This is a genomic window from Citrobacter enshiensis, assembly GCF_029338175.1.
In the GTDB taxonomy this organism is placed as follows: domain Bacteria; phylum Pseudomonadota; class Gammaproteobacteria; order Enterobacterales; family Enterobacteriaceae; genus Citrobacter_D; species Citrobacter_D enshiensis.
Genome location: NZ_CP119862.1, coordinates 1,150,456 through 1,165,347 on the forward strand (window position 1 = coordinate 1,150,456; position 14,892 = coordinate 1,165,347).

Sequence of the window (14,892 nt, forward strand, 5' to 3'; positions counted from 1 at the left end):
TCAAAGGCTCTTAATTATTTTTAATGCGCGGCCTACAACCTCGATATCATCAAGGTTGCACTCAAAGGATGATTCGTCTTGATGGACCACCAATCTGTTTCCTGGAAGCCGTGTTAGCTTCACGATGCTTTTTATTCCGTCGATATCTACCAACCACATACCGTTAACTGGAGGTGTTTGGCTGCGGTCCACTAAATAAGAATCTCCAGAAGTATTCACCAGTAATAGGTTGCTTGAGTCTGAGGGGAGCAGGCTGGTATCAATGATTGCTTTTCCTGCCTCGACCAATAAACCACTGCTGAGAGTTGCCTTGTCAATTTCAGGGGAAACAAGTTCCGAAAGAGGTTTAACTTTGCCAGAGTTCACGAAATTGATGTCTTTTTTATGGTCAATATTTGAACCTGGCTCTCCCTGCCCGGTAGTGAGCCACAGTAACGAAACTCCCGTTTCTAAAGCACACTGAATCACCCATTCCGCCGGAAAGCTATCTCTTAAGTATCTGTTTGCCATGGTGCTTTTGGATGCGCCCAGGTGATCACACAGTTGTTGTCTGGACTTAAAATCGTAGGCAGCCATTAGTCTATGGATAGCCTCTCTTCCCCCGGTATTCTCGCCAGCTTTCACCTGTATCATTTTTCAACCCTATTGACGTATCAAATATTGGATCGTAGTATCTCGATGTATCAATTATTGGATCAAATAAAACAAGATAAAACGACGTAAACCAAACCTTAACCGAGAGATATTGCACTATGAGCACTGATATTTCAATTCGTGTACCAAAAGAGATGGCTACGCCTGCAGAGTTCGCGGAATGGGAAGGAATTTCCCGCGGATCTGTATACCAAAAAATTCACCATGGTCATCTTGCTAAGTACATGGTCAAGAAAGAAAAAAACAAAGGTCGCGTAAGCCTGCGTTATCTGATGTACAAAACCGACCAGGTTCGTGAATCCCTTGGTCATTCCAACTTCCGCGTCATTGTTGGTCAGTAAGTTCAATTATGGGAACTTTATAAGGGGCTTACATGTTTGATTATAAGATTTCCAAACATCCGCACTTTGACGAAGCCTGCCGGGCTTTCGCGCTACGCCACAACATGGCGAAACTGGCGGAACGCGTAGGAATGAACGTCCAGACTCTGCGCAACAAACTGAACCCGGACCAACCACATCAACTCACTCCGCCGGAGATCTGGCTGCTGACTGATATCACAGAGGACTCAACGCTGGTTGACGGTTTTCTGGCTCAAATCCATTGCCTGCCGTGCGTGCCATTGAATGAAGTGGCAAAAGAGAACCTGCCGCATTACGTCATGAGCGCAACGGCTGAGATTGGACGAGTAGCAGCTGGCGCCATATCCGGTGATGTAAAAACCAGTGCAGGCCGCCGCGATGTTATCAAAAGCATTAACTCTGTAACACGCCTGATGGCACTCACTGCTGTTTCATTGCAGGCGCGTTTGCAGGCTAACCCAGCGATGGCAAGCGCGGTGGACACCGTGACGGGCCTCGGTGCTTCGTTCGGTCTGATCTGAGGTGGCTATGCTGACTAAAGAACCCTCTTTTGCATCGCTTCTTGTTAAGCAAAGTCCTGCAATGCACTGCGGACATGGCTGGATTATGGGGAAGGATGGCAAGCGCTGGCATCCAAGCCGCTCTCAGGATGAGCTGCTGGCTGAACTGTCTACTAAAAAGCAGGGGAAACCATGGCTATTGAAGGCGATGCTGCGACTGTTCCGCTAAGCGCTGGCCTCCGTCTTAATGGGTTAAACCACATCGCGGAATTAAGGGCGAAAGTGTTTGGCTTAAATATTGATTCAGAACTGGAGCGCTTTATTAGCGATATGCGGGACCAACGGGATATTAACCATGAGCAGAATAAACGCGCACTAGCCGCAATATTCTTTATGGCAAAGATTCCGGCGGAACGTCATAGCGTCAATGTTAGTGAGCTGACGACTGACGAAAAGCGGGAGCTGATTAAAGCAATGAACCATTTCCGTACAGTGGTGAGTTTATTTCCAAATCGGCTATCCATGCCGAATTAACCCACAACCGAAATTAAAGGCGTAAACCCGCCAGGCTTCTTATTGCCCAAATTCAGGAGAAACAACAATGCGAAATATTGAAACCCGTATCACCAAAACAGGGCCAGATGATGCTGGCCTTAACCAGATGTTGACTGATGCACGGATGGAAGAACGCCGCGCGCGTGCGGAAGTGATGGCAAGCCGCATGGTTAATCTGGTTAACCACATCAAAACCAATCAGCTCGACATTAACGAGGCGATGGATCTGCTGTTGCAGGAAAGCGAAATCTACCGCCATCAGGCTATGGAGTTGCACTAATGGCTGACTCAATGGACCTTGTACAACAGCGCGTTGAAGAAGAACGCCAGCGCCACATCCACACCGCCCGCAACAGAACGCCGGGTGTTTCCCGTGTGCTTTGCATTGATTGCGATGCACCGATCCCGCCAGAACGCCGCCGTGCCATTCCGGGTGTGCAGTGCTGTGTCACTTGTCAGGAGATTGCGGAGCTGAAAGGCAAACATTACGTAGGCGGTGCTGTATGAGCGTCATTCATAGCTTAAAAATTGCACCAGGACATTTTGCATCAGTTATTGCTGGAGAGAAAAAAGCGGAGTTGCGAATGAACGATCGCAATTTCAAATGTGGTGATTTTATTCTTTTGCGTGAATGGAGGGATGAGTTTACGGGCAATGTTTCGCTTGCCAAAGTGACTCACTTATTACCCGTGGGGGATTTCATTATCACGGGTGGTAATTGGGTAGTGATGTCTATTTCTTTGGTTGATGAGAAAGAGGTTCTTCCAATCCTTGCGGAAATCATGGGGGAAGGGAAATGAGCACCATCCTGAAATGGGCGGGTAATAAAACCGCTATCATGCTGGAACTGAAAAAACACCTTCCTGCTGGCCCGCGACTGGTTGAGCCTTTTGCGGGTTCGTGCGCTGTGATGATGGAGACAGACTATCCTCATTATCTTGTCGCGGATATTAATCCAGACCTGATTAATCTTTATCAGGTGATTAAGAATGATGTTGAATACTTCATCAAAGAAGGTAGGTGTATTTTTGAATCCCGTAATGATTCAGAGGCATATTATAAAACGAGACAAGAGTTTAACTTGCTCCATGGTGGCGCAATTGAACGCGCATTATATTTCTTATATTTAAATCGCCATGGTTATCGCGGACTTTGTCGCTATAACTTGAACGGTCATTTTAATGTTCCTTACGGTAATTATAAAAATCCGTACTTCCCTGAAAACGAAATACGCGCATTTGCAGAAAAGGCCCAGCGTGCAACGTTTATCTGCGCCAGCTACGATGAGACACTGGCGTTGCTGCAAGAGGGTGATGTTGTTTACTGCGATCCGCCCTACGACGGTACATTTAGCGGTTATCACACTGCCGGTTTTACTGAGGATGATCAGTATCGTCTGGCGTCTATTCTTGAGCGCCGGTCATCGGAAGGGCATCCGGTTATTGTGTCCAATAGCGACACCTCTCTGACACGCTCCCTTTATCGCAATTTCACCCGCCACCGTATCACCGTAAAGCGCAGCATGGGGGTGGCTGCCGGTGATGGTAAGTCTGCAGCGGAAATCATCGCCACCAAATCAGCAGGCTGGTTTGGTGTTGATTTGGTATCCGGTCCTGATATCTCGGTGGAAGCTGAGGTGCGGGTGTGGCAGTGAGTAAATTCACATTACCTATGGCACCAACCACCGGCGGCTCTGATGAGGCCGCCGTGGCCTTTCCATGGAATACCCCAAAAAAAGCGGTTAATCCGTATCTGGACCCGGCGGAAGTTGCGCCGGTGTCTGCGCTTTCAAACCTGATCACTCTTTACGCTACTGATAATGAGCAGGAGCAAAAGCGCCGTGAGGCGCTGAGTGATGAGGTTTGGGAACGCTATTTCTTCAATGAATCCCGTGATCCTGTCCAGCGTGAAATGGAACAGGATCGGCTGATTAGCCATGCCAAAATGGCCCGCGAACAACAGCGCGTTAACCCTGATTTGGTTATTCTGGCTGATGTAAGCGCCATGCCCACCCATATCAGCAAACCTTTGCTGGAGCGGATTAAATACTTCCATAGCCTGGGGCGCCCGAAAGCGTATTCCCGCTACCTGCGCGAAACTATCAGACCGTGTATTGAACGGCTGGAGCGCGTGCGTGATAGTCAGGTGTCTGCCTCATTCCGGTTCATGGCAAGCCATGACGGGCTGGAGGGGCTGCTGGTTCTGCCTGAAATGAGTCAGGATCAGGTCAAACGTCTTTCCACGCTGGTTGCGGCACACATGAGCATGTGTCTTGATGCGGGCTGGGGCGATCTGTCTGCAAGTGATGATGTAGAACTGGAAGAAATCAGGCTGATATGGGAAAAAGTCGCTGCAGAAACTATGCGACTTGAGGTTATACCACCTGCATTTGAGAAACTGCGCCGCAAGAAACGCCGCCGCAAGCCGGTGCCTTACGAGCTGATCCCGCCGTCGCTGGCGCGCATGTTGTGCGCAGACTGGTGGTATCGCAAATTGTGGCAGATGCGCTGCGAATGGCGGGAGGAACAACTGCGCGCAGTCTGCCTGGTCAACAAGAAAGCATCGCCGTATGTCAGCTATGAAGCCGTGATCCACAAACGCGAGCAGCGCCGCAAATCGCTGGAGTTTTTCCAGTCTCACGAACTGGTTAATGCAGACGGCGACACGCTGGATATGGAAGACGTGGTGAACGCCAGCAGCAGCAACCCGGCGCACCGTCGTAATGAAATGATGGCCTGCGTGAAAGGACTGGAGCTGATCGCGGAAATGCGCGGAGACTGCGCAGTGTTCTATACCATCACCTGCCCGTCACGCTTCCACGCAACCCTCAACAACGGCAGACCAAATCCAAAGTGGACCAGTGCCACTGTCCGCCAGAGCAGTGATTACCTGGTTGATACGTTCGCGGCTTTCCGCAAGGCAATGCACAAAGCCGGGCTGCGCTGGTATGGCGTCCGCGTTGCAGAACCGCACCATGACGGCACCGTGCACTGGCACCTGCTGTGCTTCATGCGCAAAAAAGACCGTCGATCCATTACCGCGCTGCTGCGTAAGTTTGCCATACGTGAAGATCGCGAGGAGCTGGGCAACAATACGGGGCCGCGTTTCAAGTCAGAGCTAATCAACCCGCGCAAGGGCACGCCGACCAGCTATATCGCCAAATACATCAGCAAAAATATTGACGGACGTGGTCTGGCTAAAGAAATCAGCAAAGAAACCGGCCGATCGCTGCGCGACAGCGCCGAGCATGTTAGTGCCTGGGCGTCACTGCATCGCGTCCAGCAGTTTCGCTTCTTTGGTATTCCGGGGCGCCAGGCATACCGCGAGCTGCGTTTGCTGGCTGGTCAGGCCGCGAGAGTGCAGGGCGAGCGCAAAGCGGGTGCGCCGGTACTGGATAACCCGCGTCTGGATGCGGTACTGGCTGCAGCTGATGCGGGCTGCTTTGCCACCTACATCATGAAACAGGGTGGTGTGCTGGTTCCCCGCAAGCATCACCTTGTCAGAACTGCCTACGAACTTAACGACGAGCCGAGCGCCTACGGCGATCACGGTATCCGTATTTATGGCATCTGGTCCCCGATTGCAGAGGGCAAGATTTGCACGCACTCGGTGAAGTGGAAAATGGTTCGCAAGGCCGTTGACGTTAAGGAGGCACCAGCCGACCAGGGCGCTTGCGCCCCTTGGACTCGTGGCAATAACTGTCCCCCTGTTGAAAATTTGAACCAATCAGGGGGAGATCTACCCGATATTAAAACCATGGATGAGAAGGAGTTGCAGGATTACCTACACAACATGAGCCAGAAGGAGCGGCGGGAGCTTACAGCTCGGTTGAGACTGGTAAAACCGAAGCGGAAAAAAGCATACAAACAGAACATTTCGGAACAGCAGCGCCTGCAGCTTGAGACAGAACTGAGTTCCAGAGGGTTCGATGGCAGCGAGGCACAGGTTGACCTGCTTCTGCGCGGCGGCAGCATTCCGTCAGGTGCCGGGCTGCGTATTTTTTACCGTAACCAACGGCTGCAGGAAGATGACAAATGGCGTCAATGGTACTGACCGCAAGGCTTTAACAATTCATGCTCTTAACGACCTGCGTCAGAGTGTTCTCATTGACGGATAAAAAATATTTTACATTTGAATATCAGGAGTATACTGTATATATAAACAGTGGATATAAATACAGGTATTGTGTATCCGTGGTCGTGATAGGAGGGAAGATGCAGGACTATCTTTTGGAGTCGTTGAAGCTCCAGCGCATTGATTTTTTTATTAAGCTTGTAGCGGCTAGTGAGTGCAGTGACGAAGAAAAGCGGCTGGCTATCCAGTGGGTATCAGAGTTGACTGACGAACTCATGGCGAAAATCCGCAGCCATGAATACAGCCGGTCCATGGATGCAATCAGTTAAAGGGGAATCAGTATGCGCATTGAAATAATGATCGATAAAGAGCAGAAGATTAGCCTGGCAACACTGGATGCCCTTGAATCCGAGCTTTACCGTAATTTGTGCCCTCTGTATCCCAAAACGGCAATTCGAATCCGCAAAGGCAGCGCCAATGGCATTGAGCTGAGCGGATTAAAACTTGATGAAGATAAAAAGCGAGTGATGGAAATTATGCAACAGGTCTGGGAAGATGACAGCTGGTTGCATTGAGGAACGTTGCTGGCGGTAGTACTTGATTCTACCGTCGGCAAGGTTGAACAACGAGCATAGCGAGGCGTTAGTTGATACATTTCTTAGTATAGAATTATCAACTTCCGTTTATTATAAGGCTAATTTATGACGTCAATTAATAAATTTGGGCTATCAAGAACTATTCCAGAGGCTGTTAAGTTAGAAGTCAGGCAGCGTTGTGGTTTTGGTTGTGTAATCTGTGCATCTCCTATTGTTGAATATGAACACGTATTTCCAACTTATGCAGATGCAAAGGAACATTCGCCAGATGCAATTGCCCTGCTTTGCCCTACATGCCATGCAAAAGTAACTAAGCGTATTTACTCAAAAGAAAAAGTTACTAACGCAATGCAATCTCCTGCTGCATTAAAGAATGGAAAAGTTGTCGATATATTGGATTTTTCGGACCGACATCCAGTGATAATTTTCGGTGGCGCTGTTTTTGAAGATTGTACGATTCCCATCATGTTCAAAAATGAGGCTTTGTTGACTATAGAAAAAGAAAGCAATGTCTTTCTAATTTCTGGTAAATTTTATGATAGTAAGGGAATCGTTAATCTTGAATTGATTAAAAATGAGTGGGTGTGCAGTGCACGGCATTGGGATATTCAAGTTGTTGGACCAAGAATTATAATTATAGAGAAAAAGAAAGGCCCTCGTTTAATTCTAAAGGTTGAAGCGCCTGAAAAATTAATTGTGCAAAAGCTCGATATGTTGGTTAAAGGTACAAGAATTGTCGGGGATGAGCACAGGTTAAGGGTTGGTCCGCATGTTTTTCAAAACTGTGAAGCTTCTAACTGTGACATTGGATTCTGCTTTGATTAATTTATCTTATTAAATAAAACTCTTTCCCATTTGCTGATTTAGCATTTAACTCCAGCAATGTGCTTATATTTGAGCTGATGCATACCTATGCCGCATGAATTCGCATGATCGTTTGATGATCGTTTTTGCTGAGGCCCGCCAGTTCTGGTGGGCTTTTGCTTATGTCATGCACCTGCATGAAAACCGCTACATAAAGCGGGCAGGCGTGGCGGGGATACGAGCGCGCGCTCGTGGTTGAGTTAATGGATTTGTGGTATCAAATGGGGCAAGTTTTCTAGCCGTTGGTTCTCAATGGTTATGCACATTTTTCCGATAGGAGATGGATTGGCATGGTGATGTTAGTTGATAACTGCCCAAGATGCAGATCACAAAAAATTGCTTTTGATGTTAATGGGTTGAACTGCATTAAATTTTATACAAGTTTGAGCGGTGATAAAACGTACGAGTACGAAGTGTACTGTGTTTGTCGCGAGTGTCGAAAAACGACTATGTTTCTTTGCAGACCCTTAGAAAAAAATATAACTTTAGATGGTTACGATTGGAAAAATGGGATTTTTGGTTTAAAGGCTGTTGCCGCTGTGGGCAGGCCCATTTCCCCAGCTGATTTAGCTGTAGAGGAACCACCAGAATTCTTACCCGAACATATAAACAGTGCATACGAGGAAGGAGCAAAATGTTTGGCTATTGGCTGCTTTAATGCAGCTGCAACCATGTTCAGGCTTTGCCTCGATTATGCGACAAAAGGGCTTGTCCCTGACGGTGAACAAGGGCCAGCGCAGAAAATAAAGAGAAGCTTGGGGCTAAGAATGGAGTGGTTGTTTGATAACCATATTTTGCCTGAAGCATTGAGAGAGTTGGCTGAATGTGTCAAAGATGATGGTAACGATGGCGCCCATGAGGGGATCTTGGATAAAGCAGCTGCAGAAGATTTGGAGGACTTTACCTACCTTTTCCTTGAGAGGCTCTACACTGAGCCTCAGCGCCTTGTTGAAGCCAGAGCAAGACGTGAGGAAAGAAGAAATAAAGGGAGCTGATTTTTATTCAGCATCAAGACTGTAGGGGCTAAAGGTTATTATTTCTTCGCCCAGCCAGCCGTTTAGTTCCTGCAGCCGCTTCTGCAGTGGCATCAATTCGTTGCGGACAAAGACGCGGCTGGCCTTCTCCACATCCCCAAAACCCCCAACATTACTCGGCATGATCCCCATCATCTGCGGTGGAACGCGGTGCGCTGCCATCATGTCATCCCGGCTCACGTTCTTGATATTCAGAAACTCATCTTTTGCAGCCACCTCTGACAGCGGTATTATCTGGATGCCGTCCTTTTTGCCGTTGGGCGAGTACATAAACAGGTTGCGGAAGTTGCCCGGCCCTTTGGCGCTTTTCATCGCCTGGCGGATGTTGTTCACGTCCTCTTGGTTCTGCGCGGCGTCGGTCATGTACATGATGAAGCCTGCGTGACTGCCGTTGATGTAATACTTGCGGCGGAACAGCGTAGCTGATTCGTTCAGCAGGGCGGAAGGGATGGCGGACAGGTATTCCGGTAGGCCGTAAATCTCCTGGTTTAAATCCGGCTCCATCAGGTGAAAAATGCTGCCTTTGGTGAACTCGTAGGGCTGCGTGGTCATACCGTACTGCACAAACCAGTAGGTATCGAGAGCCAGACCACGGCGGGTATATTTCGCCAGCGATGGTTCCAGCGACAGAATACCGCCGAGGCGGTTGGTGCGCTTCTCCAGATAGGCGTTCCCGAACACCAGATAGTCCTGCACAAACCGGCTGAATGCCTGCTGGCTCAGCAGCGGGTGCGGGATAAAGGTGCTGGTCAGAATATTGCGCTTAACGGCAATGGGTGAGCTGTGATGCACGGCCGCACGGTAGGTGCGCGCCAGCCCGTCAAAACTGACCGGTGGTTCATACCAGCGGTCCATCTGTACGCACTCCACGTAATCCAGCAGTTCGCGACGGTCCAGAACCGGGATCGGATCGCCGAAGCTGAATGCTTCTGCTGTTGTCGCGCCGCTGTGCTGAACGTTATGCGCGGCTGCAGCACGGTTTTTATTCCTCTTGCCCATTAAAAAATCTCCACAATATTGCTGGTATTGGCGGATTCGCCCTGCAGCGGTTCGTTAAACAGTGCGTGCATCGTTGCCCAGGCCAAATCGGCGTGGCTGGCTTCTTCGCTGCGGCTGGCTTCATAGGTTGGGCGGTTTCCGCTGGCGGTAGTAGCCCGGCGGATTGCCATAAAGGACTGCGCGATGTCGGTGTGTCCGGCGTCGAACTCCAGACGGCGGTGGCTGATAATGTCGTATGCCTTGAGCACCAGGGCGTTTTTCACGTTCGGGTTGTAGACGAACTCGCGCACGGCAGGGAAGAACGCTTTCACGTTCTCATAAACACCATGGCCTACGCCCGTTGAGTCAATGCCGATATAAGTCACGTTGTACTGCTGCGTGAGTTGTTTGATGGCGTCGGCCTGGGCGCGGAAATCCATCCCTCGCCACTGGTGGCGCTCCAGAATACGGAACTTGCCACCCGGCACGGTTGGCGGAGCCATGACCACGCACCCGGCGCTGTCACCGTTCTGCGTACCCTTTGCCGGGTCATAACCGATCCAGACTTCACGCCAGCCAAACGGGCGCAGGGCCAGGGCCTGAAAATCTGACCACACTTCCCAACTGTCCACCATGCACGCCTGCAGCTCACTGAGCGGAAAGACCGACGCGAGATCGTCGATAAATTCGCACATCAGCAGGTTCTGGTATTCGTCCGGGCTGTATTCCATGCGCAACTGGTCAATATCGAACAGGTTACACCCGCCACGCACCGCGTCTTCCACGGTGACGATCTGCCGATACTGCCCATCCGGGCAAAGCAGACCGGGGGCCAGACTGGCGTGGGTCAGGTCAATATCCACCTTGTCCGCTTTGGCACGGCCCCGGTTGAACAGCGCACCGGACCAGAACGGGTAGGCGCTGTGGGTCAGACTGGACGGCGTGGAAAAGTAGGTCTGGCGCCATTTCTTGTGAATGGCCATCCCGGAGGCCACTTTGCGAAGCTCCTGGAATTTCGGTATCCAGAAATATTCATCCAGGTACAGATTGCCGTGGTAGCTCTGCGCCGTGCGGGCGTTGGTGCCGAGGAAGTACAGGCACGCGCCGTTGCTGAGCGTCATTGGGTCGCCTTTCAGCTCAACATCCACCTCTTTTGCAAAGTCGATGATGTACTGCTTAAAGACGTGCGCCTGTGCCTTACTGGCAGAAAGGAAAATTTGGTTGCGCCCGGTGGTGATGGCATCAATCAGCGCTTCGCGGGCAAAAAAGTATGTTGCCCCAATCTGGCGTGATTTAAGCAGGTTGCGAATGCGGTGTTTTACGCCTGCCTGCCACCAGTGGCGCTGATATTCAAACATGCCATTGCAGAAGATTTCTTCCAGCTTTTCGATCTGTTCGTCGGTGAAAACGTTCTTTTCCGGCTGCTTGCGCGGGCCTTTGTTACGGTTGGCTACTTTCGGGTTTAAATCAGCTTCGTTCCCGCCATCGTTAAATTTGCCGATCCGGGCGTGGCGCTCTGACTGGCGCGCCAGCAGGTCAATTTCCTTAAAGTCTTTCCCTTCTTTCTGCTCCTTCATGATGAGCTGGCAGTAACGTGCGGCGGTGGTGAGCTGCATCTGATCCAGCGGCCCATAGTCGCCCCACTTGTCGCGTTTTTTCCAGCTGTGAACGGTTGCAACTTTTTCGCCCAGCATTTCAGCAATGCGGGCTACGCGGTATCCCTGAAAGTACAGCAGCATGGCCTGCCGACGGGGATCGAGGTCTGCGGGGGTCAGTGTCGTGTTCATGGCCCAAACATACGGCCTTGGATGGCGGCTTTCCCCGGCTGCGGTTTGTGTGGTTTACCGTACAAATACAGCGCGTTGTCTCACTCCCCTCATCACCGCAAACATAAGGCTCCAGTAAGTTATTTCTAACGGAGCACGGCTCATGACAGTGAAAGCAAAGCGTTTCCGTATCGGGGTGGAAGGTGCCACCACTGACGGGCGTGAGATCCAGCGTGAATGGCTGGTACAGATGGCTGCCAGCTACAACCCGACGGTCTATACCGCGCTGATTAACCTTGAGCACATCAAGTCTTATCTGCCGGACAGCACTTTTAACCGCTATGGCAGGGTGACGGGGCTGGTTGCAGAAGAAATCAAGGATGGGCCGCTGGCGGGCAAGATGGCACTTTATGCCGATATCGAACCCACTGATGCCCTGGTGGCACTGGTGAAAAAGGGCCAGAAGCTTTTCACCTCCATGGAAGTCAGCACGAAGTTTGCCGACACCGGCAAAGCCTACCTTGTGGGGCTGGGGGCGACGGATGATCCGGCGAGCCTTGGCACCGAAATGCTGGCATTCAGCGCCAGCGCCGCGCATAACCCGCTGGCAAACCGTAAGCAGAATCCTGAAAACCTGTTTTCGGAAGCTGTTGAAACGCTGATCGAACTGGAAGAAGTCCAGGGCGAAAAACCGTCCCTTTTTGCCCGCGTCACTGCGCTGTTCACCAAAAAAGAGCAGACCGACGATGCGCGCTTCTCTGATGTGCATAAAGCCGTGGAACTGGTCGCTACTGAGCAGCAGAACCTGAGCGAGCGCACTGATAAATCCCTGTCCGAACAGGACAAGCGCCTTTCTGAGCTGGAGTCTTCCCTGCAGGAGCAGCAGGCCGCCTTTGCCGAGCTTGAGCAGAAGCTTAGCAGCGAAGACATCCGCAAAGACTATCGCCAGCGCGCGCCGGGCGGTGACGCACCGGCAGGCACCCTGACCAATTGCTGATGGAGCATAAAACCCGATGAAAAAGAAAACCCGCTTTGCCTTTAACGCCTACCTTCAGCAGTTGGCGCGCCTGAACGGTGTGGAGATTGAAGAACTCTCCAGCAAGTTCACTGTGGAGCCGTCCGTACAGCAGACGCTGGAAGACCAGATCCAGCAGTCAGCCGCTTTTCTGACGCTGATTAATATCACGCCGGTCACTGAGCAGTCCGGTCAGTTGCTGGGGCTGGGCGTGGGTAGCACCATTGCCGGAACCACCGACACCACCACCAAAGAGCGCGAACCTACCGATCCGATGCTGATGGAGGACGCGGAATATAAATGCGAACAGACCAACTTTGACACGGTGCTGACCTACGCAAAACTGGACCTGTGGGCGAAATTCCAGGATTTCCAGGTGCGTATCCGCAACGCAATCGTCAAGCGGCAGGCACTGGACCGCATCATGATTGGCTTTAACGGCGTGAAGCGCGCCAAAACCTCCAATCGTGCTGAAAACCCGCTGCTGCAGGACGTCAATAAAGGCTGGCTGCAGAAAATCCGCGAAGACGCGCCGGATCATGTCATGGGCAGCACCACAAAAGACGGCGCAACGACTGCAGGCGCGGTCAAGGTGGGTAAGGGGGGCGACTATGCCAACCTGGACGCCGTGGTGATGGATGCCGTCAACGAGCTGATCGACGCGGTTTATCAGGATGATGACGATCTGGTTGTCGTCTGCGGACGTGAACTGCTGTCTGACAAGTATTTCCCGCTGGTCAATAAAGAGCAGGACAACAGCGAGAAAATCGCCGCCGATCTGATCATCAGCCAGAAACGTATGGGCGGCCTGCAGGCCGTGCGCGCGCCTTACTTCCCGGCAAATGCCCTGCTGATCACCCGTCTGGATAACCTGTCTATCTACTGGCAGGAAGACACCCGCCGACGTTCTGTTATCGACAACCCGAAACGTGATCGGATTGAAAACTTTGAATCCGTCAACGAGGCGTATGTGGTCGAGGACTATCGCTGCGCGGCGCTGGTTGAAAACATCGAAATCGGTGATTTCAGCGCTCCTACAGCGCCTGCTGCTGCCGCAGAAACAGGAACCGGAGAGTAACGCATGAGCCTGAGTCCCGCACGGCAGCACCGCCTGCGCATTCAGGCCGAACAGGCCGCCCGTGAGGGCGGCTGTGTTCGCCATGCCTCGGGCTATGACCTGATGCTGCTGCAACTGGCAGAAGATCGCCGCCGACTTAAAGGCATCCAGTCCACGGTGAAAAAGGCCGAAATCAAGGTGGAGCTGCTGCCGAAATATGCCGCCTGGGCAGAGGGCGTGCTGGCTGCCGGAGGTACACAGCAGGATGACGTGCTGATGTATGTGATGCTGTGGCGTATTGACGCCGGTGATTATGCCGGTGCGCTGGAAATTGGGCGTCATGCGCTGCGCCATGGCTGGGTGATGCCGCTGGGCAACCGTAACGTGCAGACCGTGCTGGCAGAAGAAATGGCAGATGCGGCACAGAGCGCCCTGCTTGCGGCTGCTGATTTTGATGCGGGTTTGCTACTGCAGACGCTGGACCTGACAGCCGATCTGGATATGCCGGACCAGTCGCGGGCGCGCCTGCATAAAGCCATCGGCGCGGTGCTGAGTGAAAGCAACCCGGCATCGGCCCTGAATCACCTTACCCATGCGCTGCAGCTCGATCCCCGCTGCGGCGTGAAAAAAGAAAAGCAGCAGCTGGAGCGCAGACTGCGCAATGACAGCCGCTAACGAACGTGCCCCGCGCACGGGCGGCACGGGATTGCGAAAGGCACAGCCACATCAAAATCCCGTCCACCGCCCACTTATTCAGGAGAAAACCGCATGAAGTTTGTTGCGCCAGAACAGGCACCGGAGCAGGCGGAGGTCATCAAAAATACGCCGTTCTGGCCTGATGTGGACCTGTCAGAATTTCGCACTGTGATGCGTACTGACGGCACGGTGACGCAGCCGCGTTTAAAGCAGGTTGTGCTGACGGCAATTTCTGAGGTTAACGCTGAGCTGTACGACTTCCGCAACCGCCAGCAGATGCTGGGCTACCGGGCACTGGCTGAGGTTCCGTCGGACATGCTGGACGGTAAAAGCGAACGTATCCAGCACTACCACAACGCCGTTTTTTGCTGGACGCGTGCCGTGCTCAATGAACGTTATCAGGACTATGACGCCACCGCGTCAGGTGTGAAGCGAGGGGAGGAACTGGCGGAGGCCAGCGGTGATCTGTGGCGTGATGCCCGCTGGGCCATCAGCCGGGTGCAGGATGCACCGCACTGTACGGTAGAACTTATCTGATGAAAGTGCGTGCGCATCAGTATGACACGGTGGACGCGCTTTGCTGGCGTTATTACAGGCGCACGCAGGGTGTCACTGAGCAGGTTCTGAAAGCAAATCCGGGGCTGGCAGAGTACGGCCCATTTTTACCGCACGGGCTGCAGGTGGAACTACCGGATATTACGGTGCCAACCACTACGCAGACCGTCCAGCTATGGGACTGAA

21 protein-coding genes are annotated in these 14,892 nt (G+C 52.0%); 18 read left to right on the plus strand and 3 right to left on the minus strand.

Features of this window, described 5'->3' with window-relative positions:
* On the minus strand, positions 1 to 633 hold the full coding sequence (locus P2W74_RS05545) for a phage repressor protein CI (RefSeq protein ID WP_276294230.1): 633 nt from the start codon (positions 631 to 633) through the stop codon (positions 1 to 3).
* 119 nt (positions 634 to 752) lie between these two features.
* Here P2W74_RS05545 and P2W74_RS05550 point away from each other — a divergent pair, with 119 nt between their 5' ends.
* From P2W74_RS05550 to P2W74_RS05610, 13 genes are all read left to right on the plus strand, one after another.
* Positions 753 to 995: a hypothetical protein gene (locus P2W74_RS05550; protein WP_001397669.1), complete on the plus strand. Its 243-nt coding sequence runs from the start codon at positions 753 to 755 to the stop codon at positions 993 to 995.
* Between the two features lie 32 nt (positions 996 to 1,027).
* Positions 1,028 to 1,537: a phage regulatory CII family protein gene (locus tag P2W74_RS05555; RefSeq protein ID WP_276294231.1), complete on the plus strand. Its 510-nt coding sequence runs from the start codon at positions 1,028 to 1,030 to the stop codon at positions 1,535 to 1,537.
* 7 nt (positions 1,538 to 1,544) lie between these two features.
* Positions 1,545 to 1,745 (plus strand): phage filamentation protein Fil family protein, encoded by a 201-nt coding sequence (locus P2W74_RS05560; RefSeq protein ID WP_276294232.1) that lies wholly within the window; start codon positions 1,545 to 1,547, stop codon positions 1,743 to 1,745.
* Complete coding sequence (locus P2W74_RS05565) at positions 1,709 to 2,050, plus strand: DUF5347 family protein (protein WP_276294233.1); 342 nt, start codon at positions 1,709 to 1,711, stop codon at positions 2,048 to 2,050. The genes P2W74_RS05560 and P2W74_RS05565 overlap by 37 nt, the downstream gene beginning before the upstream one ends.
* A 67-nt stretch (positions 2,051 to 2,117) precedes the next feature.
* Positions 2,118 to 2,351 carry a DUF2732 family protein gene (locus P2W74_RS05570; protein ID WP_276294234.1) on the plus strand — a complete coding sequence of 78 codons (234 nt, stop codon included), beginning with the start codon at positions 2,118 to 2,120 and terminating at the stop codon, positions 2,349 to 2,351.
* Positions 2,351 to 2,578, plus strand: a complete 228-nt coding sequence (locus tag P2W74_RS05575) for a TraR/DksA family transcriptional regulator (RefSeq protein ID WP_149382231.1) — start codon at positions 2,351 to 2,353, stop codon at positions 2,576 to 2,578. The genes P2W74_RS05570 and P2W74_RS05575 overlap by 1 nt, the downstream gene beginning before the upstream one ends.
* On the plus strand, positions 2,575 to 2,871 hold the full coding sequence (locus P2W74_RS05580; RefSeq protein ID WP_275371146.1) for a DUF3850 domain-containing protein: 297 nt from the start codon (positions 2,575 to 2,577) through the stop codon (positions 2,869 to 2,871). The genes P2W74_RS05575 and P2W74_RS05580 overlap by 4 nt, the downstream gene beginning before the upstream one ends.
* Positions 2,868 to 3,725, plus strand: a complete 858-nt coding sequence (locus P2W74_RS05585) for a DNA adenine methylase (RefSeq protein ID WP_276294235.1) — start codon at positions 2,868 to 2,870, stop codon at positions 3,723 to 3,725. Before P2W74_RS05580 ends, P2W74_RS05585 begins: the two co-directional genes overlap by 4 nt.
* Positions 3,716 to 6,124 carry a replication endonuclease gene (locus tag P2W74_RS05590; protein WP_276294236.1) on the plus strand — a complete coding sequence of 803 codons (2,409 nt, stop codon included), beginning with the start codon at positions 3,716 to 3,718 and terminating at the stop codon, positions 6,122 to 6,124. The genes P2W74_RS05585 and P2W74_RS05590 overlap by 10 nt, the downstream gene beginning before the upstream one ends.
* A gap of 161 nt (positions 6,125 to 6,285) precedes the next feature.
* Positions 6,286 to 6,474 carry a hypothetical protein gene (locus tag P2W74_RS05595; RefSeq protein WP_097514310.1) on the plus strand — a complete coding sequence of 63 codons (189 nt, stop codon included), beginning with the start codon at positions 6,286 to 6,288 and terminating at the stop codon, positions 6,472 to 6,474.
* A 12-nt stretch (positions 6,475 to 6,486) separates the two neighbouring features.
* A complete protein-coding gene (locus P2W74_RS05600) occupies positions 6,487 to 6,720 on the plus strand; it encodes a DinI family protein (protein WP_097514307.1) in 234 nt (77 codons plus the stop codon).
* Between the two features lie 126 nt (positions 6,721 to 6,846).
* Positions 6,847 to 7,566 (plus strand): HNH endonuclease, encoded by a 720-nt coding sequence (locus P2W74_RS05605; protein ID WP_276294237.1) that lies wholly within the window; start codon positions 6,847 to 6,849, stop codon positions 7,564 to 7,566.
* A 329-nt stretch (positions 7,567 to 7,895) separates the two neighbouring features.
* Entirely contained in the window at positions 7,896 to 8,600 is a 705-nt protein-coding gene (locus P2W74_RS05610) for a DUF4145 domain-containing protein (RefSeq protein WP_276294238.1), read from the plus strand.
* Positions 8,601 to 8,603: 3 nt separating this feature from the next.
* Here the strand turns inward: P2W74_RS05610 and P2W74_RS05615 are convergent, their stop codons facing one another.
* Together P2W74_RS05615 and P2W74_RS05620 are read right to left on the minus strand one after the other, a co-directional pair.
* Positions 8,604 to 9,638, minus strand: a complete 1,035-nt coding sequence (locus tag P2W74_RS05615; RefSeq protein ID WP_276294239.1) for a phage portal protein — start codon at positions 9,636 to 9,638, stop codon at positions 8,604 to 8,606.
* Complete coding sequence (locus P2W74_RS05620) at positions 9,638 to 11,404, minus strand: terminase ATPase subunit family protein (RefSeq protein WP_276294240.1); 1,767 nt, start codon at positions 11,402 to 11,404, stop codon at positions 9,638 to 9,640. The genes P2W74_RS05615 and P2W74_RS05620 overlap by 1 nt, the downstream gene beginning before the upstream one ends.
* Before the next feature lie 142 nt (positions 11,405 to 11,546).
* Here P2W74_RS05620 and P2W74_RS05625 point away from each other — a divergent pair, with 142 nt between their 5' ends.
* The 5 genes from P2W74_RS05625 (at position 11,547) to P2W74_RS05645 (ending at position 14,891) form a co-directional block, all read left to right on the plus strand.
* Positions 11,547 to 12,380, plus strand: coding sequence for a GPO family capsid scaffolding protein (locus P2W74_RS05625; RefSeq protein WP_276294241.1), 834 nt, complete (start codon positions 11,547 to 11,549; stop codon positions 12,378 to 12,380).
* A gap of 16 nt (positions 12,381 to 12,396) precedes the next feature.
* Positions 12,397 to 13,476 (plus strand): phage major capsid protein, P2 family, encoded by a 1,080-nt coding sequence (locus P2W74_RS05630; RefSeq protein WP_276294242.1) that lies wholly within the window; start codon positions 12,397 to 12,399, stop codon positions 13,474 to 13,476.
* Between the two features lie 3 nt (positions 13,477 to 13,479).
* Positions 13,480 to 14,130, plus strand: coding sequence for a phage terminase small subunit (locus P2W74_RS05635; RefSeq protein ID WP_276294243.1), 651 nt, complete (start codon positions 13,480 to 13,482; stop codon positions 14,128 to 14,130).
* Between the two features lie 93 nt (positions 14,131 to 14,223).
* Entirely contained in the window at positions 14,224 to 14,688 is a 465-nt protein-coding gene (locus tag P2W74_RS05640) for a head completion/stabilization protein (RefSeq protein ID WP_276294244.1), read from the plus strand.
* Positions 14,688 to 14,891: a tail protein X gene (locus P2W74_RS05645; RefSeq protein ID WP_276294245.1), complete on the plus strand. Its 204-nt coding sequence runs from the start codon at positions 14,688 to 14,690 to the stop codon at positions 14,889 to 14,891. Before P2W74_RS05640 ends, P2W74_RS05645 begins: the two co-directional genes overlap by 1 nt.
* The last annotated feature ends 1 nt before the right edge of the window (position 14,892 follow it).